Here is a 20,195-nt window from a genome sequence, read left to right as displayed (position 1 = left end):
AGAGAGAGCCTCCATGATGGATAAGAGCACAGACCCACTAGCCGAGATAGAAGCAATGAAAGCTGTTGCTGAAGCCCTAACCCCGTTGGACGAAACCTCCTGTGGGCGCGTTCTACGCTGGGCTTCAGACCGATTTGGAGCGGACATCCATATTGTGCAGCAACCCACTGCACCTGTAATGGAAGAAGAGGATCAGCAAGGTGAGGATGATAAAAAACAAGCTAGCGGACAGTCTTATTCAGACATAGCTGATTTGTATACGGCCTCTATACCGGCTAATGATCCCGAAAAAGCACTAATAGTAGGGTACTGGTTCCAAGTAATTGAGGGACAGGCTGATTTCGACTCCCAGAGAATCAACAAGGAGTTAAAACACTTGGGACATGGGGTTACAAACATCACCAGCGCTATGTCGAGCTTAATAGGTAGAAAGCCAGCACTTGTGATGCAAACTAAGAAATCAGGAAACAGCCAGCAAGCACGCAAAAAATACAAATTAACCCATGAAGGCATCAAACGAGTGAAAGAGATGCTTGCTGGAAGCTAAATTCTACGGAGCTCTATTGGCTATCAAAGCAGCGTAAAGGAAACATAACAACTTATTCATACGCATGCGCGTTTTCCTGGAAACCCAAAATGCACCATTAATTCTCAAGTGATTGATATAAAATGAAAATGCTCACTTTGTCCTGATAAAGGCTGCCAGAAAAATACGCACGCGCATAAACATTCCAGTTCACTTTTTAACTTGCGCATAAACACATATAACATGTTATTTTTGAATGTTTTAATCAAATGCTTTTCAGAAAAATAAGCACATGATCCCTTGAGCCTACCAGAAAAACGCGCACTACAAATCGAAAATATCTCATTCCGCTGAGTTTTGATACCGCACAATACGCTGCTTGGTAGAGCTGTGAGAGGATGCAGGCAGGTTCTCAATTGGCCACGTCAGCCCGCGACCAAAAAAAGCGCCATCGGCAAAACCGATGGCGCTGGTATGTGCTTCTAATCAGCTAGTTGCGACCTGCTTGTCTACTGCTCAGCCAGCACAGGCGCAGCCTTAAACTGCCGCATCAATCCGTAGTAGAACAACCCGCCCAGCGCTGCACCAATCATCCAGCCAAAGCCTCCAAGGGCCGAAAGCGCGGGTACTAAAACGGTAGAGAGTGAGAACAGTGCTGCCACGCCAAAGGCGATAAGGGCGCGGGTGTTCCAGCCGTTTACGTAGTAGTAGGCGCTGCCCGGTGCTGATGAGAATAGCTCCTGCATGTTTAAGTGCTGGCGCTTAATCAGGTAGTAGTCGACTACGATAATGCCGTAGAAGGGCGCGACGACGGCACCTAACGCATTTACAAAGCCGGGAACGCCAATCTGGCTGATGACGGAAAGCCATAGCGCGCCGACGAAGAACGCGATTACCGCGGTAATCAGGCCGCCCATCTTGAAGCTGATTTTACTGGGGAACAGGTTGGCCAGATCGTAGGCCGGGGGAATAAAGTTGGCCACCAGGTTGATGCCCACCGTGGCGGCAAAGAAGGTGAGGGCGGCGACAATCGTCAGCGGTAATGAATCCACTCGCTCCACGATATCGGTGGGGTTGGTCAGCGCTTCGCCAAACAGCACCAGGGTGCCCGCAGTAATAATCAGCGCGATAAATGAGAAGAATGCCACGTTAAGCGGCAAGCCCAGCAGGTTACCCAGCTTCATCTGGCGTTCGGTTTTTACAAAGCGGGTGAAGTCGCCGAAGTTAATCACCACCGCCGCGAAATACGCCACCATGGTGCCGACAATCGCCATAAAGGCGGCGATTGAGCTGCCGCTGGCTTCACTGTCGCCGCTAAAAATAGTGCCAATGGCGGGTATCAGCTCGCTGCCTGCCTGGAACCAGACAATGACCATCAGCACCAGCATCACCACGTAGACCAGCGGGCCTGCCCAGTTGAGAAAGTGCTTAATGCGCTCGATGCCCTGCCAGAAAATCGCGATTTGAAACAGCCACACAATCACAAACGACACCCAGGCTACGCCGGAAAGCCCCAGGAAGGTGCTGCCATTGCCTGCGCCAAAAAATGCCGTAATCAGCAGGGTGACGGCGGTGGAGGCGAAGTAGGTCTGCACGCCGTACCAGAAGATTCCCACGATGGCGCGCAGCATTGCGGGTAGGTTAGCGCCGCGTATCCCCATGCTGGCACGCACCATGACCGGGAAGGGGATGCCGTATTTAACGCTGGGCTTACCGGTGAGGTTGACCAGAAACATCACGATAACGCCCGCCAGAATAATCGCCGCCATGACCGCCCAGCCGTTCAGGCCGTAGGTTAAAAACAGCGAGGCCGCCAGGGTGTAACCAAACAGGCTCTGGATATCATTAGACCAGACGTTAAATATCTCAAACGCGCCCCAGTTACGATCCTGGGGTTTAAGCGGGGCAAGGTCTTGGTTATAGAGCGTTGGATCAATGTGCTTAATGTCCAGATCGCTAACGTCGTTGCTCTCTTTCATTGTATTGGCTCGCAGTTGGCAAAGGGGTTACTGACTAAAGCGCTGGCAGGGTGCCCAGTACTTCATTAGCAGGTAGTAGCTGACGCCTGCGGGTATCAGGCTGGCGTACCACGAGATCGCCGAGAAAGAGAGCGCGGCCACAATACCGATAGCGGTGGCGATAAACGCCGCTAGGTTAACGCCTTGGTAAGGGCCGTTGACGTCATACAGTTTGTCGATATCCAGCGTGCGGCGGCGAATCACATAATAATCGACCACCAGAATGGCGAAGATAGGGCCTAAAAAGGCGGAGTAGGTCTGCACAAACAGCTGCAGGCCGGCCGCGGAACCCGGCTGCACCAGTTTCCAGGGGAAGGTGGCGAAGGCCAGCAAGCCAACGATGACGGTGGCGATCGAGAACTTGATCTTAAAGATGTCCATCAGCACATAGGTCGGTGGCACTACGTTGTTGAGCACGTTGGTGGTCACCTGAGCGAAGGCGATGAACAGCAGGGTGGTCATTAACAGTGGGGTGTTGTCCACGGCGTTGGCGAACACCTGGATAGGGTCAGCGGTGCCAGTGGCTTGCGAAACCATATAGCCGATCAAGCCCATAAACAGCGTGCAGGGCAGAATCGACATGGCGTAGATGGTGGTCAGCAGGCTCTGCGCCGTGCCCTTTTTATGCTCGCGGGAGTAGTCACTCACGTTGAGCATCATGGTGCTATAGATGCCCAGAAACAGCATGGTTGCGCCCCAGAAGGGCATGCCCCAGGAGCCCTCCATGGTCAGCAGGCTGGCGGAAAGTTCATCGCCGTAGCGCTGCACCGTAGCGTAGAACATATACATCAGTGAGGCGAGAATAAAGGCGCTGCCGATATTCTCTAACCACTTGATGCCCTGAAAGCCCATCACCGACAGGCCAATTTGCAGAAACTGGAAGGTAATAAAGTAGAAGATAAGGTTGTCGAAGCCGAACAGGGTGGCCGACACCATATTGAGTGCCCCTGCGCCAATCCAGCTTTGAAAGCCGTACCACACTACTGCAGGCACCGCGCGCACTAGCCCCGGCAAGCGGGTGCCGGTAAAGCCGAAGGCACTGCGCGCCTGCACCATAAACGGAATGCCGTACTTGTAGCCTGCGGCCCCGTTAATGGCCAGGGCTATCCCGATCACAAAGCAGCCGATGGCAATGGCCAATGTGGCTTGTAACAGGTTCAGGGTGCCGACCACGCTTGAGCCCATGGCAAAGGTGCCGATGGAAACGCAGCCGCCGAACCAGGCCAGAAAATAGGAGCCTCGCCCCATAATCCGGGTGTGTTGCGGGGCCAGGCTTTCTGCCCCTAGTGCTTTTGATCCAGCACCGTATCGTTCTTCTGACGCAAGAGCCGAGGGTGAAGCGCTCATGATGTCGTCCTCGCAAGATTATCGGTTTTATTGGCAGCTTGGGTATTTGGAATCCCCAGGCAACGCTTGCGGCGTGGCGTGCTATTGGACGTTCGTGTTGCTATTCGTTTGTTATTAAATGTTTGAAGTCATGACTGTTTTTCTATAGCGGTTATGACTTAAGCGGTAGTGCCAGCTCAGAAAGCTCGGAAAACTTACCCGTGAAGGTCTTTGGCCGTGGGTAGGCAAGGTCTCCATGCTTACTGGTATGTAGACCCAAACGGACCAGCGACTCTGCCAGTTTCAGCGCCGCGGTGACCCCTTCCACTACCGGCAGGCCCACTTCGCGGCTGATCTCCTGAGTCAAATTCGCCATACCGCCGCAGCCTAAAACGATGGCGCCAATGCCGTCTTCATCCCTTGCGCGGCAGCACTCTTCAACAATGCGGGTAAACGCCGCGTCAGGGTGATGCTCAAGATCCAGCACTGGGATTTCAGCGGCACGTATACGACGGCAGTGGTGGCTAAAGCCGTACTGTTGCAGCAGGTGCTCGGCGATAATGCCGGTACGGCCCAAGGTGGTCACAATAGAAAAACGGGTGCTCACCAGGGTGGCAAGATGAAACGCCGCTTCGGCAATGCCAATCACCGGTGCGCGGGTGAGTTCGCGGGCAGCGAGCAAGCCCGGGTCGCCGAAACAGGCCACCACGTAGGCATCAATGCCGCCTTCGCGTTCGCCTTTAAGCACCTCTTCGGCAACCCCTACCGCGCTGATCGCTTCGTCAAAATGGCTTTCTATCGAAACCGGGCCCGCGTCAGGCTGCGAAGCGCTAACCGTGGTGCCAGGCCCCGCCTGCTGCTGTGCTGCCTGACCCATAGCCGCGGTCATGGAGGCCGTGGTGTTGGGGTTAATAATGCGTATATGCACGATAGGTATTCCGTGTGTAAACAATATGGCATTTCTTGTATACAAAAATAGGGCGGTTTTTTTCGTGACGCAAGGGGCTAACCAGCAATCGGCAATAAAAAAGCGGCTGAGAAAACTTGACCATTTGTTCAGGATTCAATGGCTTAACGCCTTTTAAACTGAGAAACGCTATTAGGGTCAGGGGATTAGCGGTCGACCGCGTTGCGGTAGGCTATGAATGTCGCTATTTTGTATACAAATTATTTTGTGTATTACTGGGCGGCTATTTGCCAGTGATCTGCCCAGGTTTTTATGAATGGTTTTGTATGAATGGTTTGTATGAATCAAGGAGCTCGCTATGTCGTCATCACCTAAGGGTCACTATCCCCGCGATTTAATCGGTTATGGACGCAACCCGCCCTATGCCAACTGGCCCAACAAAGCCAAAATTGCCGTTCAGTTTGTGCTCAACTACGAGGAGGGCGGCGAAAACTGCGTGTTGCATGGTGACTCAGGATCAGAGCAGTTCCTATCGGAAATTATCGGCGCACCGGCTTATCCGGATCGCCACTTGAGCATGGAGTCGATCTACGAGTACGGCTCCCGCGCTGGGGTTTGGCGCATCCTGCGCGAGTTTGAAAAACGTGATTTGCCGCTTACGGTGTTTGGCGTTGCCATGGCGCTGGAGCGCAACCCGGATGTCGCCATGGCGTTTAAAGAGCTAGGCCATGAGATTGCCTGCCACGGCTACCGCTGGATTCACTATCAGGAAGTGCCCGAGCACGTCGAGCGCGAGCATCTTCAGCAGGCCATGGAGATTTTTCAGCGCCTCTACGGCGAAAAACCTCAGGGTTGGTATACCGGCCGTGATAGCCCCAATACCCGGCGTTTAGTGCTGGATGAGGGTGGTTTCCTTTACGATAGCGACTACTACGGCGACGATTTACCGTTCTGGACGCAGGTAACCGACAGTCAGGGCAGTGACCATAATCACCTTATCGTCCCCTACACCCTGGACAGCAACGATATGCGCTTTGCCGCACCACAGGGCTTTAACACCGCGGATCACTTCTTTACCTACCTGCGCGATGCCTTTGATGTCCTTTACGCAGAGGGGGAGGAGGCGCCCAAAATGCTTTCGGTGGGTATGCACTGCCGCTTGTTGGGCCGCCCCGGTCGTTTTCGCGCCCTACAGCGCTTCTTGGATTACATCGAAACTCATGACCGCGTTTGGGTGGCTCGGCGGGTTGATATCGCCCATCATTGGGCGGAACATCACCCTGTAACTCGTTAATTAAGCGCTTAATAGGATGCTATGACGCCGCATATCGGACAGCGGATTACCGCTCAGTTTGACGCGCTAACTGCCCAGGAGCAGCGGGTGGCGAGCTTTATCCTCGATCACTTTGATGATCTGGCGGTATACAGCGCCGCTGATTTGGCGCGTTTGACCGGAGTCTCCAAATCGACCGTCAGCCGCCTGTTCAAGCGGTTGGGATTTGAGAGCTACCGCACCGTTAAAGACCATGCCCGCCAGTTGCGCAATCTGGGCGTGCCGCTAGTGATCGACGCCAACGCTATGCAAGAGGAGGCAGGCGCGCCGTTCCAGCGCCATTTGCAGCGGGAGCAGGATAATTTGCAGCGCTGTTTAAATGGCATTGCTCATCAGGATTTTTCAGCCTTGGTGGAAAGCCTGGATAAGGCGCGCCATGTGGTCGTTATCGGTTTTCGTAACAGCTACCCACTAGCCCTACATTTTCGCCAGCAGTTGATTCAGGCGCGCACCCAGGTGCGGGTAGTGCCTCACCCTAACCAGTCGTTAGCGGAAGAGATCGTCGATCTCACCGAGCAGGACGTGGTGGTACTGTTTGGTTTTCGCCGCCGCCCAGCGGCCTTTGCTTCGCTCATTGATGCACTTGAGCGCTCACCTGCCAAGGTAGTCTTACTGGCTGACCCTACTGCGGTCAATTTCGCCTCTCAGGTAACGTGGTTTTTTGAAACGCCACTGGAAAGCCTCTCGGCGTTTGATAGCTACGCCGCTGCCAATAGCCTGATCTGCCTGATTGCCAACGGCGTACTGCACCGTCGCCTTGCACAAGGTCGAGAGCGCATCAGCGCGATTAGCGATGTGTACGCTGAGCTGGGTGAGCTGGAAGCGCCAACTATGAGCGTGGATTGGAGCGCCCAATAGGCTGGGTCTCCTTTCATGGTGCATCTTGCCCTATTGATGGGTGAAAACTGCACCAGAACGTTGCACTTCTCTCCTTTTATACCTTCCTCTTAATGCGGAAAACGCTGCGTTGTGGCTCCGCGTGTCCGCTAAGCTGCTGTTATAAAAAATCTTAGCCGCTTCTGGTATCGCGATTGCTATTCAGTGATCAAGTGAAACGAAAGTTTCTTTGTTAGATTTTATGCAACAAAGCTTTCATTCACTTAGCTTCCATTGCCAAGACCACCACTGCTAATTAGCCAGCCAATTGTTTCTAGCAAAACCGAGATTTTGCAGAACATGCGCCTGCCAGGAGAGCTTTATGCAATCGTTATCGCACCGCTTCAATAACTCCTTTACCCGCCGCTTCAAGTCTCTTCAGTCCAGCGTTTTAGCCACCAGCCTGAGTGCCGCAGTCGCCCTGGGGGCTTTTTCGACTAGCCCTAGCGTTCAGGCGGATGCCCTAGAGGATATCGAGTCCCGGGGCACTATTCGGGTGGCTGTCCCGCAAGATTTTCCGCCCTTTGGCTCGGTAGGTACCGACCTGCAGCCCCGTGGCTACGATATCGATATGGCCCAATACCTCGCTGATGAGATGGGGGTTGAGCTTGAGCTGATCCCGGTCACCAGTGCCAACCGTATTCCCTACTTGCAGACGGGGCAGGCGGATTTAGTTATCTCCAGCCTGGGTAAAAATCCAGAACGTGAAGCGGCAATCGACTTCTCCGACGCTTACGCGCCGTTCTTTCTGGGCGTATTCAGCGCCGATCAAGATGAAAGCGTGGATGGCCCGGAAGGCTTGGCCGACAAAACCATCGGTGTGACCCGCGGTGCCGTGGAGGATATGGAGCTTTCTGAGATTGCCCCGGACTCCACCACGGTGCAGCGCTTTGAAGACAACGCCACGACCATTTCTGCGTTTCTATCCGGTCAGGTCGATTACGTGGCCACCGGTAACGTGGTCGCCGCAGAAATTGCCGAGCGAAACAGCGATCGCGCGCCTTCACTGATTTACCAGCTCAAAGACTCCCCCTGCTACGTGGGCATGAATAAAAACGAGCCAGGGCTAATGGAAGAGGTGAATCGCCTGATTGCCCAGGGGTTAGAAGATGGCACCTTGAATGAGATGTCCCAGCGCTGGTTCAGCGCCGACTTGCCTGAAAACTTTGGTAGCTGAGGCTTAGCATGGGGCCAACACTCGACTTCCTTACCCTGTTGCCCTACGTCAGTCAGCTTCTCAAAGGTCTTACCACCACGGTCATTTTGACCGTGGTGACCACCTTAACGGGATTAGCGCTGGCAGTGGCGGTGGCGTATTTACGTGTGCACGCGCAGCCATGGGTGCGTTGGGGGCTGGGCGGTTACGTTGAAGTCATCCGCAACACCCCTTTTATTGTGCAACTGTTCTTTATCTTCTTTGGCCTGCCGGGGCTAGGTATCAAAATTGATGCTATTACCGCGGCGTTTATTGCCATGACCCTTAATCTGGCCGCCTACAGTGCCGAGATTCTACGCGCCGGTATTAGCGCCACTGCCAAAGGGCAGCTTGAGGCTGGCCGAGCGCTAGGCATGACTACCTTGCAAAGCTATCGCCATGTCGTGCTGATACCTGCTTTTGCGCGGGTTTACCCGGCACTGATCAGTCAGTCGATTATCGTCATGCTCGGTTCGGCGGTGGTGTCACAGATATCAGTATTCGATCTGACCTATGCCGCGAACTTTATCCAGTCGCGTAACTTTCGCAGCTTTGAAGTCTACCTGCTGATCACGCTGGTCTATCTGCTTCTCGCCTTCGGCATGAGGCGCAGCTTTATGCTGGTGGGCAAGCGCGTATTCGCCTATCAGCAAGGAGAACAACGATGATTGAGTTCACCTTCTGGGACATTCTGCGCAACCTGCTATTGGCAACCCGCTGGACTATTGTGCTGTCACTAATTGCCTTTGTGGGTGGTGCGACAGTGGGTCTGCTGTTGACCTTTATGCGCCTCTCAAGCTCCCGCTGGCTGCAGCGCTTAACGTCACTCTATGTGGATCTTTTTCAAGGTACGCCGCTGCTGATGCAACTGTTCTTGATCTTCTTTGGCGCTGCCGCCATGGGGCATCCGATCTCTGCCTGGCTGGCGGCTTCTATTGCGTTGACGCTGTTTACCAGTGCCTTCCTATGTGACATCTGGCGCGGCTGTTTAGAGGCGGTTGCCAAAGGGCAGTGGCACGCGGCGCGGGTGCTGGGGATGAACTACTTCCAGACCATGCGCCATGTGATTCTGCCCCAGGCGCTGCGGCTCTCGATTCCGCCCACGGTGGGTTTCTCGGTACAGGTCATCAAAGGCACGGCGCTGGCCTCCATCATTGGCTTTGTCGAGTTGACCAAGGCGGGCACCATGCTCAATAACGCCACCTTCGAACCCTTCACCATCTTTGCCCTTGTGGCTCTGCTTTACTTCGCGCTGTGCTACCCCCTTTCCTGCTACGCGCGCTATCTGGAGAAAAAGCTCTATGACGCTGGTTTACGTTGATAACGTGCATAAGGCCTTTGGCGATCTGGAAGTACTTAAAGGTATTAATCTGTCGGTCGCGCAGGGCGAAGTAGTGGCGATTATTGGCCGCAGCGGCTCGGGTAAAAGTACCCTGCTGCGCTGCCTGAACCAGCTGGAGAAGCACGACAGCGGCGAGATCACCATCGCCGATAAGCAGCTCGATGCGGCGTCCATGTCGCCCAAGGAGCTAAGCGAAAACGTGGGCATGGTGTTTCAAAGCTTTAACCTGTTTCCCCATAAAACCGTGGGGGAAAATGTCTGTCTGGCGCCAATCGTCGTGCGTGGTGAAGGCAAGGCAGAGGTGGAGGAAATCGCTAGGGCAGTGCTTGAGAAAGTCGGCCTCTCGGATAAGTATGACGCCTATCCGGCCCAGCTCTCCGGTGGTCAGCAGCAGCGGGTGGCGATCGCCAGGGCACTGGCCATGCGCCCCAAGGTAATGCTCTGCGATGAGGTGACGTCGGCACTTGATCCCGAGTTGGTCGGGGAAGTGCTGCGGGTGTTGGAGGCGTTAGCAAAAGAGGGTATGACGCTGATTCTGGTCACCCACGAGATGAGTTTCGCCCGCGACGTGGCCGATCGGGTGGTGTTTATGCACCAGGGGCGCATCCATGAAGAGGGCGCCCCCAGCGAGCTGTTCAGCAATCCACAAACGCCGGAGCTAAAGCAGTTTATCTCTGCCGTGCTCTAGTCGATACAGTTCTAGCCGGTCCACTGGGTGGCTTGGGCAAAGATAAGAAAGCCCAGGGCAATCACGACCCATACGCAAAAAAGTGGGAAGAAGAATTTGACCCACTTTTGCCATGGCACGCCCGCCAGCGCCAGCGTTGCCATAAAGTAGCCTGAGGTCGGGTAGAGAATATTGCCGATGCCATCGCCAAGCTGGTATGCCAACACGGCCGTTTGGCGAGTCACGCCAATAATGTCGGACAGCGGTGCCATTAGCGGCATGGTGACCAGGGCCTGGCCGCTACCGGAAGGCACAATAAAATTGAAGCCTAGCTGGGCGAAGAACATGCCAATCGCCGAGAGCAGGGTGGGCAGGCCTCCGACAAGGTTGCCAAGTCCAAACACCAGCGTGTCCATGATCTGGCCATCTTCCAGCATCACGGCCACGCCCCGGGCGACACCTGCGATCATGGCCCCGACCAATACATCGCGGAAGCCCTGGTTGAAGCCTGAGCATATTTCGTCGGTATCGAGGCCTGCGATTAAGCCTACTACAATGCCCATGATGATAAACAGGCCTGCCATTTCCATCATGAACCAGCCTTGCTGCAGTACGCCATAGACGAGTACCGCGAAGAAGGCGAACGTCGCGATGGCTGCGAGTTTCTGGCGGGCGGTGGCGATTAAGGCAGGACTATTGTCAGCATGCTGATAAAGCGAGCGTTTTTCGGATTCACTAGCGTCACTGCTGAGAAGGCTAAGTGAAGGTGTCTGGCGTACGCTGCGGGCGTAACGCATAACGAAGAAAATGGCCGCGGCTAACATCACTACAAACGCTATGACGCGCAGGCCATAACCGGAGTAGAGAGGAAGATCTGAGAGTTGCTGACCAAGGCCGGTATTGATCGGGTTGAGCACACCCGTGGTGAAACCGACCGTGGTAGCACAAAGCGCCACTGCTGCCGCTGTGACTGAATCAAAGCGCAAGGCAACCATCAACGGAAGAATGACCGGTACGTAGACCAGCGCCAATTCCTGGGTACCGATTACCGTGGCGATTAGGGCAAACACCGTCATCAACACCGGGATGGTGAGCAGGCTCTGTCGCGCAAAGCGGCGCGTTAGCTTGTCCACCCCTATTTCAATGATGCCGGTGCGCCTTAGCACCATAAACATACCGCCAATCATAAAGGTGAAAAAGACAACTTCACCGGCACTCATTAAGCCATTTGGAATCGCCAGCATAAAGTCGACGATACCAATCGGTGAGGAGGCGATCTGTTCATAAGAAGTCGGGTCAATAGTGATACGGCCATTTGGGCCAGGAACACGCTCGAACTGCCCGGCTGGCACAAAATGCGTTGCTACCGCGGCCAAAGCGATAAAAACAAACAGAACTGCGTAGATATCAGGAATCCGACACCAGCTTTTCTTGGGCGCTGGGCTATCTGGGGAAGAAGGGGTGTGTTGGGACATGCTATGCCTCGTGTTTGTTATCAGTCACTGACCTGAGCCGCGGTTAGCGGGCGTCACACGGCGCCGAGGTTGCTGTTTTGGGGTATGCTCGTATGATTTTAAAATTATGAAACGAAAGTTTCTGAAGACGTTACTATTGGGAGGAGTGTTTCACAAGCGTTTTGCTAAAGAGCTTCGCCAAAGATCGCTTTAATATGGTTCGCTAATATTGTATACAAGATGTATGTCTCTTGTTTTTATTAAGCAATATAGGTTTAAAAATGCCAGCTACTTATTACGCCCCCACCGGCGGGCACCCGCCACAAACGCAAATTACCGCTGACCGTGCGGTATTTACCGAAGCCTATGCGCTGATCCCCAAAGGCGTGATGCGCGATATCGTCACCAGCAATCTTCCCTTTTGGGAAGGCACCCGGCTATGGGTGCTGGCGCGACCGCTGTCGGGATTCGCCGAGACGTTCTCCCAGTACATTATGGAAGTCCAGCCCCAGGGCGGCAGCGATAAGCCCGAGCCTGATCCTCAGGCGGAAGGCGTGTTGTTTATTGTGGAAGGTGAATTAACGCTTACTTTGTCAGGCGAGCGCCACACCCTGCAGCCCGGCGGCTATGCGTTTATTCCTCCCGGCAGTTCGTGGCAGGTGCGCAATGAATCTAACGCGCCGGTACGTTTCCACTGGGTACGCAAGGCGTATGAGTTTGTGGAAGGGCTTGAAGTACCCCAAGCGTTCGTCACCAACGAGCAGGACATTGCGCCCATCGAAATGCCGGGTACCGAAGGGCGCTGGGCCACCACGCGCTTTGTCGACCCTGCGGACGTTCGCCACGATATGCACGTCAATATCGTTACCTTCCAGCCCGGCGGCGTGATTCCGTTTGATGAAACCCATGTCATGGAGCATGGCCTTTACGTGCTTGAGGGCAAAGCGGTTTACCACCTGAATCAAAATTGGGTAGAAGTAGAAGCTGGGGATTTTATGTGGCTACGCGCTTTCTGTCCCCAGGCCTGCTACGCCGCTGGCCCCGGGCCGTTCCGGTATTTGCTGTACAAAGATGTTAATCGTCATCCTGCTCTTCGCCTGGGTGCTCGTTAAAACTGGCTGCGCCAGCTTTGCAAGCAGGCAGCTTAAACGGGTCGCGAGCTAAAGCTGTCTCCCACTAGTGCATTTATCAGGCTGGCAGTGGCCATGCCACGCTGAGTAACAAAGAATTTTAGAAGGATACAACAATGCTAGAGCTAAAAGCCGAGCCGTTAACCGCAGAGGCCTTCGCCCCTTTTGGCGATGTGATTGATGCACGCACCTCAGCGTCGTTTCCCATCAATGCCGGGCGCACTCAGCGCCACCACGATCTTGCCAAGGTGGAAACCCTGGGTGAAAACGCTCACACGCTGATTAATATCTTCGTGAGCCAGCCGATTACACTGCCGTTGGAGCTAACGTTTTTAGAGCGCCACCCCCAGGGCAGTCAGGCGTTTATGCCGCTGCATCAGGAGCGCTTTATTGTGGTGGTAGCCCCGCCAGGGGAGCATATTAACCCTTCAGACGTGCGGGCTTTTGTCACCGATGGCCGCCAAGGGGTGAACTACCGCGCAGGCACTTGGCACGCCATTCAATCGGTGCTGGAGCGCGAAGGCGAGTTTTTGGTAGTGGATCGGGGCGGTGATGGCAATAATTGCGATGAGTTTCCTCTCGCGATCACCGTGACGTTGACTTAACCCCACCCCCTGCGTTGCACTGCTGTCATATAGAGCGCGTTAAACTGGTAAGCTAGGGTTACTAATAGAGTTACTTAATAAAAGTCACTACACGCTAAATTGCATGGTTGGAACATTATGAACGCACTGCACTTCTCCACGATCCGTCGTACCAAAATTGTCGCCACCCTTGGGCCTGCCAGCGACCGGGAAGGCGTATTGGAAGCCATGCTCAAGGCGGGGGTCGATGTGGTGCGTCTTAACTTCTCCCATGGCACAGCGGATGATCACCGCCGTCGGCTAACCGAGGTGCGTGAAATTGCCGCCCAGCTAGGCCGCAGCGTTGCGGTGTTGGGGGATCTGCAGGGGCCCAAAATTCGTATTGCACGGTTTAGAGATGGGGCTGTGGTGCTCAAAGAGGGCCAGCCGTTTATTCTTGATATGGCGCTGGATGGCGATGCAGGGGATAGCCATCAGGTGGGCTGCGACTATAAAACCTTGTCGAAAGACGTTACTGCGGGGGATCGCCTGCTGTTAGACGATGGGCGCCTGGTGCTGGACGTGGCCCGTGTTGACGGCCAACAGGTGCATACCACCGTGGTCGTGGGTGGCAAACTCTCTAACCATAAAGGCATCAACAAGCAGGGCGGCGGGCTGTCCGCTCCGGCATTGACCGAAAAAGATAAAGAGGACCTTAAGACCGCTGTTGAAATCGGCGTCGACTACTTAGCCATTTCTTTCCCCCGCCATGCTGAAGATATGCTCGAAGCACGCCGCTTATTGGGCGAGGAAGGAAAAGAGATTGGCCTGGTGGCCAAAGTCGAACGTGCCGAAGCCGTCGCGGATGACGCCACCCTGGATGGCATTATCGAAGCCTCTGAAGCGGTCATGGTAGCGCGGGGCGATCTTGGCGTTGAAATTGGCGATGCCAAACTGGTCGGCGTGCAAAAGCGCATGATTAAGCGAGCGCGTTCGCTGAACCGTGCGGTGATTACCGCCACGCAAATGATGGAAAGCATGATTTCAGCGCCACTCCCCACCCGCGCTGAGGTGTTTGACGTGGCCAACGCGGTGCTGGATGGCAGCGATGCGGTGATGCTCTCGGCGGAAACCGCGGCGGGCGACTACCCGCTGGAAACCGTAGAAGCCATGTCACGTGTTTGCCTGGGAGCTGAGCGGGAAAAAACCGCCCAGGAGTCCGGTCACCGTATTCATGAAGGCTTTTCCCGCCCTGATGAGACCATTGCGCTCTCCGCCATGTACGCGGCCAACCATATGACCGGCATTACCGCGATTGCCTGTATGACCTCTTCGGGCTATACACCGCTGATCGCTTCGCGCATTCGTTCGGGCCTGCCGATTGTCGGCTTGGCGCATAATCCCATTGCCCAACGCCGCATGGCGCTCTACCGCGGCGTCGTTTCGCTGCCGTTTGATACCTCCGAAATGAGTGCCACCGAGCTAAACGACCGGGCCCTCGAGATGCTTGTCAAGACCGGTATCTCCAAGCCAGGCGACCATGTGATCCTGACTCGTGGCGACCATATGAATGCCCATGGCGGCACCAATACCATGAAGGTCATGGAGATTACTGACGAGCATGCGAAAAGCTAAAGTAAGCTATGGGGCGCTGCTAGCCTGCTTGCTGCTGATTGGCTCCCCTGCAAAGGCAGAAGCGCCTATCGTGGCGGCGGCTGCAGATCTGCAGTTTGCGCTGACCGAAGCCGCCGAGCAGTTTCAGCAGCAAACCGGCCACGCTCTACGGCTAAACTTTGGCTCGTCGGGCAACTTTCGTCACCAAATCGCCCAGGGTGCGCCCTTTGAACTTTATCTCTCTGCCGACGAGCGCTACGTTCAAGCGCTCTATGAAGAGGGCTACACACAAGATGAGGGCGTGATTTACGCCATTGGCCGGTTAGCGTGGCTGCAGCGCGCAGGGCGTGGTGATTTACCTAACGAGGAGACGCCGCTTGAAGCGGTTAAAACCGCATTAGAGGCGGGTACTACTGAACGCATCGCCCTGGCCAACCCCGAGCATGCCCCCTATGGCGTGGCGGCGCAGCAGGCGCTTGAGCATGTCGGGCTTTGGGAGCAAACAGAGCCGCTGCGGATACTGGGCGAAAATGTTTCCCAGGCGGCACAGTTTGCGCTTTCCGATGATGCGCGGGGTGGTCTGGTGGCTTACTCTTTGGCCTTGGCTCCCTCGCTAGGTGAGCGAAGTGAGTACGTACTCATCCCCGAGGATTGGCATAGCCCGCTACGCCAGCGCATGGTGCTGACCCATCAAGCGGGAGATATTGCCACAGCCTTCTATGAGTGGCTGCAAGAGGACGAGGCACAATCCATTTTGCGGATCTACGGGTTTAGCGTCGAATAATGGAAGGGGCATAATGGATTGGTCGGCGCTTTCGGTCTCGTTACGCCTAGCGGCGTTCACCTCTCTCATTTTACTGCCCGTCGCCATTTGGCTAGGTCGCTCTCTGGCCTATGCGCGTTTCCGCGGCAAAGGGCTATGTGAAGCGCTGATCGCGCTACCGCTGGTATTGCCGCCTACCGTACTGGGCTTTTATCTGCTGTTGAGCTTTGGCCGCGACGCGCCAGTAGGCTCGTTTTGGGCTGCAATGACCGGTAGCGGGCTGAATTTCACTTTCACTGGCATACTATTGGCCTCCCTGATCGCCAATTTGCCGTTTGCCGTGCAGCCTATTCAGCGCGCCTTTGAACATGTGCCCCACAACCTGCGTGAAGCAGCCTGGTGCAGTGGGTTGAGCCCCTGGCAGACGCTGCTGCGCATTGAGCTGCCGCTGGTATGGCCCGGCATTATGTCAGCCGCAGCGCTCACCTTTGCCCATACGCTGGGCGAATTTGGCGTCATTTTGATGGTGGGCGGCGCCATTGATGGCGAAACCCGCACTCTCGCCATTGCCATCTATGATCGCGTCCAGGCCTTCGATGAGCAGGGCGCTGCACAGATGTCGGCGCTGTTGCTGTTGGTATCGTTTATTACCTTGGGGCTCGTCTATGGGCTGGCCGGGCGCAGGCGGTGGATCCGTGGCTGATTCGCGCATCACAGAGCCGGTCTTTGGGCCGATTGCAGGATTGAGCGTGGCGGTCAATCAAACGGGACCGATTCCACTGGCTGCCGAGTTCGTTTGCCAACCCGGCGAATTGCTGGCGCTGGTAGGGCCATCGGGCAGCGGAAAAACCACGCTGCTGCGCACCATTGCCGGGCTTTATCGTCCCCAGGGCGGGCGGGTGGAGTGCGCAGGAGAGGTTTGGTTTGACGCTGAACGTAAGCATTCACTCTCGCCCCAGCGTAGACAGGTCGGCATAGTGTTTCAGGACTATGCGCTGTTTCCGCACCTAACCGCCTCGCAAAATATTCAACTCCCTCTGCGCCACTTGCCCCAACCGCAACGCCGTGAGCAGGCCGAGCAGTGGCTAGCCAAAGTGCGCTTGGATGGGTTGGGCAAACGCTATCCTAACGCGCTTTCCGGAGGCCAGCGCCAGCGGGTGGCACTAGCCCGTGCCTTGGCCCGCGACCCTAAAGTGCTGTTACTCGACGAGCCGTTTTCGGCTGTTGATCAAGTCACCCGGCGGCGGCTACAGCGCGAGTTAGCGCTGCTACGCCAGCAGATCGAGATCCCCATTGTACTGGTAACCCATGATCTGGAAGAGGCCGCCGCGTTGGCCGACCAAATCTGCGTGCTACATAACGGTGCAAGCCTTCAGCAGGCCGCTCCTGAAGCGCTGTTTAGACGCCCCGCCTCGCCGTTGATAGCTCGCTTGTTAGACAGGCATAATCTATTTGAAGGCGTCGTTGTTGACGTAGCGGGACAGCGGCGGCTGAAGTGGGGGGACACTTACTTAGAAGTGGCCGAGCGGCTTGCTCACCTGTCACCGGGTGAAACGGTGGCCTGGTATTTGCCCCCGTCAGATATTGTGCTTCACCGCCGTGACCGTCCTTCCCAGGGCGAACGGGAAAATCCGATCACGGCCGCGGTCAGTGAGTTGGTGGTATTGGGTGGCATTACGTCAGTTTCACTGCGCGTCCATCATGGCGATATGTTACGTTTCGATATTGCCACCCATGCCGCACGGCGTAACCAGTTAACCCGCGGTGCAGTGGTGAGTGTTTCACTATTGGCCGAAGGCATTCACCTTTTGCCAGGCCACCGAGTTCGCGCAGATGCGCATGACAAAAGGAAGTAAGCATGGATCCCACGCGTCGCACGCTGCTAAAGGCGTCTTTACTGTTACCACTGACGGCGCTATTGCCGATGTCGCTACTTAGCTCATTTGCCTGGGGGCAGACGTCGGCGAAAGCGATGCAGACGCTTTCGCTGGCTATTCACAGCGAGAGCGGCCCACATCGTTTAGAGGTTGAAGTGGCGGAAACGGTCTCCCAGCGTCAACGCGGCTTAATGGGGCGCGAGAGCTTGCCAGAAGCAAGTGGCATGCTATTTCGTTTTGAGAGCGAGCAGTCCGCTAACAACGCCTTTTGGATGTATCGCACGCTAATCCCTCTGGATATTGCTTTTATCGATAGCGATGGGCGGATCGTGGCGATTAATACCATGCAGCCTTGCGAATCCTCGTCGCCGAGCGACTGCCCCTCTTATCCTGCGGGTGCGGCTTATCATTCAGCGCTAGAGGTAAATGGCGGCTACTTTGCCGAGCGCGGTATCAGCGTAGGGGACTGTGTTTCTATTCCTGACGAAGCCGGTTTCTGCCAACCCGCAGACTAAACTGGGCGACGGCGAAATCGGATCACAATCAAGGCGATACCTGCGACCACTAAGCCGCCCCCTGCTAGCTTATGCACGCCTAGGCTGTCGCCCATTAACAGTGCGCCTAGGCCCACCGCCAACACCGGAACCAGTAGTGTCATGGGTACCACGCGATTAACCGGGTGGCGGCGCAACAGCGCGTACCAAATCCCGTAAGCGACAATCGACGACATCACGGCGGTGTAAATCATCGCCCCCCAGCCCAACCAAGTGGCTTGCTGTATCGCCTGCCATTGACCGCTCTCAAATAGCCATGACCCCAACCCTACCTGAGGCACCGCGAACAGCGCCACCCAGCCTGCCAACGCCATTGGCGCAATGGGTGGGCCACGCTTGATCAACAGCTGCGACACCGCCCAGCCCATGGCACTGCACAACAGAATCGCCAGTGGTAAAGGAGAGGGCAGCGTTGGCCCACCGGCCAGTACGACTACCCCAGCAAAAGAGAGTAGCAACCCGACAACCCGTTTGGGGCCTAGCTTCTCTTTTAGAAAGATGACCGCTAACAATGTGGCAAAGGGCGTGCCCATCTGTACTAAAAGCGCGCCGGTACCTGCTTCTGCATGCTCCAAACCAATAAACAGAAGAGCGAAGTGGAGGCTGCCGAAGGTGATGGATAACAGTAGCAAAAACGGCAATTGCACTCGCGCCACCGGGTAGAAGGGCACCAGCAGCACTGCGACCAGCGTAAAGCGTAGGGTAGTCATCAATAGTGGCGGAAGCTCCGCCACACCGACCTTGATAACAATGATATTCAGCGCCCAAATGGCGATCACAAACAGGCCGAGTAGCAAATCGCGTAGGGGCACGTTGATGTCCGTTGGTAGAGGAAAAATGATGGCTATTGTATCAGCTTGGGAGACGGCAGAAATAATAGTGCTATGAGTAGCTGATAAGCATTGCAGCTGCTTGATACCAAAGTATTAGGCTTTTCTTTAATAGTCTATATGTCGTTTATAACCAATTGGTTGTGAATAGATTTCTCGGAGTATTAAGCCCTTTTTGGCATCTTTAACGTGGTAAAAAAGAGTACTGACTTGCACATTTTACCGAGATGTTCTAAAAAAATGTAACCGATTACATTTCCGCATCGGCGCTTTCACAACCTATAACAATCCAACAACAACGAGGTGGATATGGATACCCCGCGAGGCTTAAAACGCATGAGTTCACAGGCTCTATTGGCTGCCAGTGCCGTGACGCTGTCAGCGCTGAGTGTGCCTGGCTTTGCCCAAGCTCAAGACCATTCAGCAGAACTGCCCATCGCCGTGCAAATGTACACACTGCGGGATTTTGGCAGCTTGGAAGAACAGCTAGCCGCTGTAAACAGGGCTGGTATTTCGGCGATTGAAACGGTGGGCACCCAGGAAGTGACTGCCGAAGAACTCAATGCACTATTAGAAGAGCATGCGCTTGAGGTGATCTCAAGCCATGTGCAATTGGACGACCTGCGCAATCGCTTAGACGAAACGGTGGCGTTTAATCAGGCGGTAGGTAACGACACTTTAACGGTGCCTTATTTAGCCGAGGACGCCCGCCCTAGTGATGCCGAAGGGTGGCAGGCGCTGGGTGAAGAGCTTGGTGATATTGCCGCTGAGCTAGATGCCGAAGGGTTGCGCTTGGCGTATCACAACCACGATTTTGAAATGGAAGTGTACGACGATAAAACCGCCCTAGAGCATCTTTTTGATGCAGCCGGATCTGACCTGTTGGCAGAACTGGATCTCGCCTGGATCGCGCGGGGTGGGTTTGACCCGGCAGAGTACGTAACGCGTTTTGATGGGCGCCTGTTTGCAGTACACGCCAAAGATAACGCGCCAGAAGGCACCGCTGAAGAGGAGGGTGGGTTCGCAACACTCGGCACCGGTGTACTGGATTGGGATGCGATATTGCCCGCCATCGAGGCCGCTGATGTTGAGTGGTACATCATCGAACACGATATGCCGCTAGACGCTGAAGCGGTGATTACCGAGGGAAATAGTTTCCTAGAGGAAAAACTGACAGCGCTTCGTGAAGAGTAATGCACGCCTAGGCCATCTCATTTAGA

Annotated in this window: 20 protein-coding genes; 15 read left to right on the top strand and 5 right to left on the bottom strand. The window is 55.1% G+C overall.

The genetic code is table 11. From position 1 onward, the window contains the following. Positions 1 to 13 precede the first annotated feature (13 nt). The gene (locus OM794_RS16895; protein WP_226247833.1) at positions 14 to 547 is read left to right on the top strand and encodes a hypothetical protein; all 534 of its coding nucleotides are present in this window, start codon (positions 14 to 16) and stop codon (positions 545 to 547) included. 488 nt (positions 548 to 1,035) lie between these two features. On the opposite strand, the gene OM794_RS16890 is transcribed toward OM794_RS16895, so the two are convergent. The 3 genes from OM794_RS16890 to OM794_RS16880 all read right to left on the bottom strand — a co-directional run bounded on the left by OM794_RS16890 (position 1,036) and on the right by OM794_RS16880 (position 4,798). Continuing rightward, positions 1,036 to 2,505 (bottom strand): NCS1 family nucleobase:cation symporter-1, encoded by a 1,470-nt coding sequence (locus OM794_RS16890; protein ID WP_226247831.1) that lies wholly within the window; start codon positions 2,503 to 2,505, stop codon positions 1,036 to 1,038. A gap of 27 nt (positions 2,506 to 2,532) precedes the next feature. Further along, the gene (locus OM794_RS16885) at positions 2,533 to 3,891 is read right to left on the bottom strand and encodes an NCS1 family transporter (protein WP_226247829.1); all 1,359 of its coding nucleotides are present in this window, start codon (positions 3,889 to 3,891) and stop codon (positions 2,533 to 2,535) included. Between the two features lie 151 nt (positions 3,892 to 4,042). After that, a complete protein-coding gene (locus tag OM794_RS16880; RefSeq protein ID WP_319001056.1) occupies positions 4,043 to 4,798 on the bottom strand; it encodes an aspartate/glutamate racemase family protein in 756 nt (251 codons plus the stop codon). Positions 4,799 to 5,135: 337 nt separating this feature from the next. Between OM794_RS16880 and puuE the strand changes: the two genes are divergently transcribed. The 6 genes from puuE (at position 5,136) to OM794_RS16850 (ending at position 10,211) form a co-directional block, all read left to right on the top strand. Next, a complete protein-coding gene (gene puuE, locus OM794_RS16875; RefSeq protein WP_226247827.1) occupies positions 5,136 to 6,071 on the top strand; it encodes an allantoinase PuuE in 936 nt (311 codons plus the stop codon). Positions 6,072 to 6,092: 21 nt separating this feature from the next. After that, entirely contained in the window at positions 6,093 to 6,968 is an 876-nt protein-coding gene (locus tag OM794_RS16870; RefSeq protein WP_226247824.1) for a MurR/RpiR family transcriptional regulator, read from the top strand. A 340-nt stretch (positions 6,969 to 7,308) separates the two neighbouring features. Beyond that, positions 7,309 to 8,163 carry a transporter substrate-binding domain-containing protein gene (locus OM794_RS16865; RefSeq protein WP_226247822.1) on the top strand — a complete coding sequence of 285 codons (855 nt, stop codon included), beginning with the start codon at positions 7,309 to 7,311 and terminating at the stop codon, positions 8,161 to 8,163. 8 nt (positions 8,164 to 8,171) lie between these two features. Next, entirely contained in the window at positions 8,172 to 8,849 is a 678-nt protein-coding gene (locus tag OM794_RS16860) for an amino acid ABC transporter permease (RefSeq protein ID WP_226247820.1), read from the top strand. Further along, entirely contained in the window at positions 8,846 to 9,502 is a 657-nt protein-coding gene (locus OM794_RS16855) for an amino acid ABC transporter permease (RefSeq protein ID WP_226247817.1), read from the top strand. Before OM794_RS16860 ends, OM794_RS16855 begins: the two co-directional genes overlap by 4 nt. Beyond that, on the top strand, positions 9,483 to 10,211 hold the full coding sequence (locus OM794_RS16850) for an amino acid ABC transporter ATP-binding protein (protein WP_226247814.1): 729 nt from the start codon (positions 9,483 to 9,485) through the stop codon (positions 10,209 to 10,211). Before OM794_RS16855 ends, OM794_RS16850 begins: the two co-directional genes overlap by 20 nt. Before the next feature lie 11 nt (positions 10,212 to 10,222). Here OM794_RS16850 and OM794_RS16845 read toward each other — a convergent pair whose 3' ends face one another. Continuing rightward, the gene (locus OM794_RS16845) at positions 10,223 to 11,665 is read right to left on the bottom strand and encodes a YfcC family protein (RefSeq protein ID WP_226247812.1); all 1,443 of its coding nucleotides are present in this window, start codon (positions 11,663 to 11,665) and stop codon (positions 10,223 to 10,225) included. A gap of 260 nt (positions 11,666 to 11,925) precedes the next feature. Here OM794_RS16845 and OM794_RS16840 point away from each other — a divergent pair, with 260 nt between their 5' ends. The 7 genes from OM794_RS16840 (at position 11,926) to OM794_RS16810 (ending at position 18,106) form a co-directional block, all read left to right on the top strand. Then, entirely contained in the window at positions 11,926 to 12,756 is an 831-nt protein-coding gene (locus tag OM794_RS16840) for a bifunctional allantoicase/(S)-ureidoglycine aminohydrolase (RefSeq protein ID WP_133729785.1), read from the top strand. A 134-nt stretch (positions 12,757 to 12,890) separates the two neighbouring features. Continuing rightward, positions 12,891 to 13,379: an ureidoglycolate lyase gene (locus OM794_RS16835; protein ID WP_226247810.1), complete on the top strand. Its 489-nt coding sequence runs from the start codon at positions 12,891 to 12,893 to the stop codon at positions 13,377 to 13,379. Positions 13,380 to 13,496: 117 nt separating this feature from the next. Next, positions 13,497 to 14,972: a pyruvate kinase gene (pyk, locus tag OM794_RS16830; protein WP_226247808.1), complete on the top strand. Its 1,476-nt coding sequence runs from the start codon at positions 13,497 to 13,499 to the stop codon at positions 14,970 to 14,972. Further along, a complete protein-coding gene (modA, locus tag OM794_RS16825; RefSeq protein WP_226247806.1) occupies positions 14,959 to 15,735 on the top strand; it encodes a molybdate ABC transporter substrate-binding protein in 777 nt (258 codons plus the stop codon). The genes pyk and modA overlap by 14 nt, the downstream gene beginning before the upstream one ends. Positions 15,736 to 15,748: 13 nt before the next feature. After that, positions 15,749 to 16,417: a molybdate ABC transporter permease subunit gene (gene modB, locus OM794_RS16820; RefSeq protein ID WP_226247804.1), complete on the top strand. Its 669-nt coding sequence runs from the start codon at positions 15,749 to 15,751 to the stop codon at positions 16,415 to 16,417. Continuing rightward, complete coding sequence (locus tag OM794_RS16815) at positions 16,410 to 17,570, top strand: ABC transporter ATP-binding protein (RefSeq protein ID WP_226247802.1); 1,161 nt, start codon at positions 16,410 to 16,412, stop codon at positions 17,568 to 17,570. The genes modB and OM794_RS16815 overlap by 8 nt, the downstream gene beginning before the upstream one ends. Positions 17,571 to 17,572: 2 nt before the next feature. Further along, positions 17,573 to 18,106, top strand: coding sequence for a DUF192 domain-containing protein (locus OM794_RS16810; RefSeq protein WP_226247799.1), 534 nt, complete (start codon positions 17,573 to 17,575; stop codon positions 18,104 to 18,106). On the opposite strand, the gene OM794_RS16805 is transcribed toward OM794_RS16810, so the two are convergent. Next, positions 18,103 to 18,957, bottom strand: coding sequence for a DMT family transporter (locus OM794_RS16805; RefSeq protein ID WP_226247796.1), 855 nt, complete (start codon positions 18,955 to 18,957; stop codon positions 18,103 to 18,105). The two genes, OM794_RS16810 and OM794_RS16805, sit on opposite strands and share 4 nt — an antisense overlap. Positions 18,958 to 19,284: 327 nt before the next feature. On the opposite strand from OM794_RS16805, the gene OM794_RS16800 reads away from it, so the two are divergent. Next, complete coding sequence (locus OM794_RS16800) at positions 19,285 to 20,169, top strand: sugar phosphate isomerase/epimerase family protein (protein ID WP_226247795.1); 885 nt, start codon at positions 19,285 to 19,287, stop codon at positions 20,167 to 20,169. The last annotated feature ends 26 nt before the right edge of the window (positions 20,170 to 20,195 follow it).

Origin of the sequence: Halomonas sp. BDJS001 (genome assembly GCF_026104355.1) — a bacterium.
Lineage (GTDB): Bacteria > Pseudomonadota > Gammaproteobacteria > Pseudomonadales > Halomonadaceae > Vreelandella.
This window is presented reverse-complemented; position numbering and strand designations above follow the sequence as displayed.

What these genes read in the sequence shown, in the direction of transcription:
- OM794_RS16895 (WP_226247833.1), top strand. Translation starts at nt 14, where the DNA reads ATGATGGATAAGAGCACAGACCCACTAGCCGAGATAGAAGCAATGAAA.
- OM794_RS16890 (WP_226247831.1), bottom strand. Translation starts at nt 2,505, where the DNA reads ATGAAAGAGAGCAACGACGTTAGCGATCTGGACATTAAGCACATTGAT.
- OM794_RS16885 (WP_226247829.1), bottom strand. Translation starts at nt 3,891, where the DNA reads ATGAGCGCTTCACCCTCGGCTCTTGCGTCAGAAGAACGATACGGTGCT.
- puuE (WP_226247827.1), top strand. Translation starts at nt 5,136, where the DNA reads ATGTCGTCATCACCTAAGGGTCACTATCCCCGCGATTTAATCGGTTAT.
- OM794_RS16870 (WP_226247824.1), top strand. Translation starts at nt 6,093, where the DNA reads ATGACGCCGCATATCGGACAGCGGATTACCGCTCAGTTTGACGCGCTA.
- OM794_RS16865 (WP_226247822.1), top strand. Translation starts at nt 7,309, where the DNA reads ATGCAATCGTTATCGCACCGCTTCAATAACTCCTTTACCCGCCGCTTC.
- OM794_RS16860 (WP_226247820.1), top strand. Translation starts at nt 8,172, where the DNA reads ATGGGGCCAACACTCGACTTCCTTACCCTGTTGCCCTACGTCAGTCAG.
- OM794_RS16855 (WP_226247817.1), top strand. Translation starts at nt 8,846, where the DNA reads ATGATTGAGTTCACCTTCTGGGACATTCTGCGCAACCTGCTATTGGCA.
- OM794_RS16850 (WP_226247814.1), top strand. Translation starts at nt 9,483, where the DNA reads ATGACGCTGGTTTACGTTGATAACGTGCATAAGGCCTTTGGCGATCTG.
- OM794_RS16845 (WP_226247812.1), bottom strand. Translation starts at nt 11,665, where the DNA reads ATGTCCCAACACACCCCTTCTTCCCCAGATAGCCCAGCGCCCAAGAAA.
- OM794_RS16840 (WP_133729785.1), top strand. Translation starts at nt 11,926, where the DNA reads ATGCCAGCTACTTATTACGCCCCCACCGGCGGGCACCCGCCACAAACG.
- OM794_RS16835 (WP_226247810.1), top strand. Translation starts at nt 12,891, where the DNA reads ATGCTAGAGCTAAAAGCCGAGCCGTTAACCGCAGAGGCCTTCGCCCCT.
- pyk (WP_226247808.1), top strand. Translation starts at nt 13,497, where the DNA reads ATGAACGCACTGCACTTCTCCACGATCCGTCGTACCAAAATTGTCGCC.
- modA (WP_226247806.1), top strand. Translation starts at nt 14,959, where the DNA reads ATGCGAAAAGCTAAAGTAAGCTATGGGGCGCTGCTAGCCTGCTTGCTG.
- modB (WP_226247804.1), top strand. Translation starts at nt 15,749, where the DNA reads ATGGATTGGTCGGCGCTTTCGGTCTCGTTACGCCTAGCGGCGTTCACC.
- OM794_RS16810 (WP_226247799.1), top strand. Translation starts at nt 17,573, where the DNA reads ATGGATCCCACGCGTCGCACGCTGCTAAAGGCGTCTTTACTGTTACCA.
- OM794_RS16800 (WP_226247795.1), top strand. Translation starts at nt 19,285, where the DNA reads ATGGATACCCCGCGAGGCTTAAAACGCATGAGTTCACAGGCTCTATTG.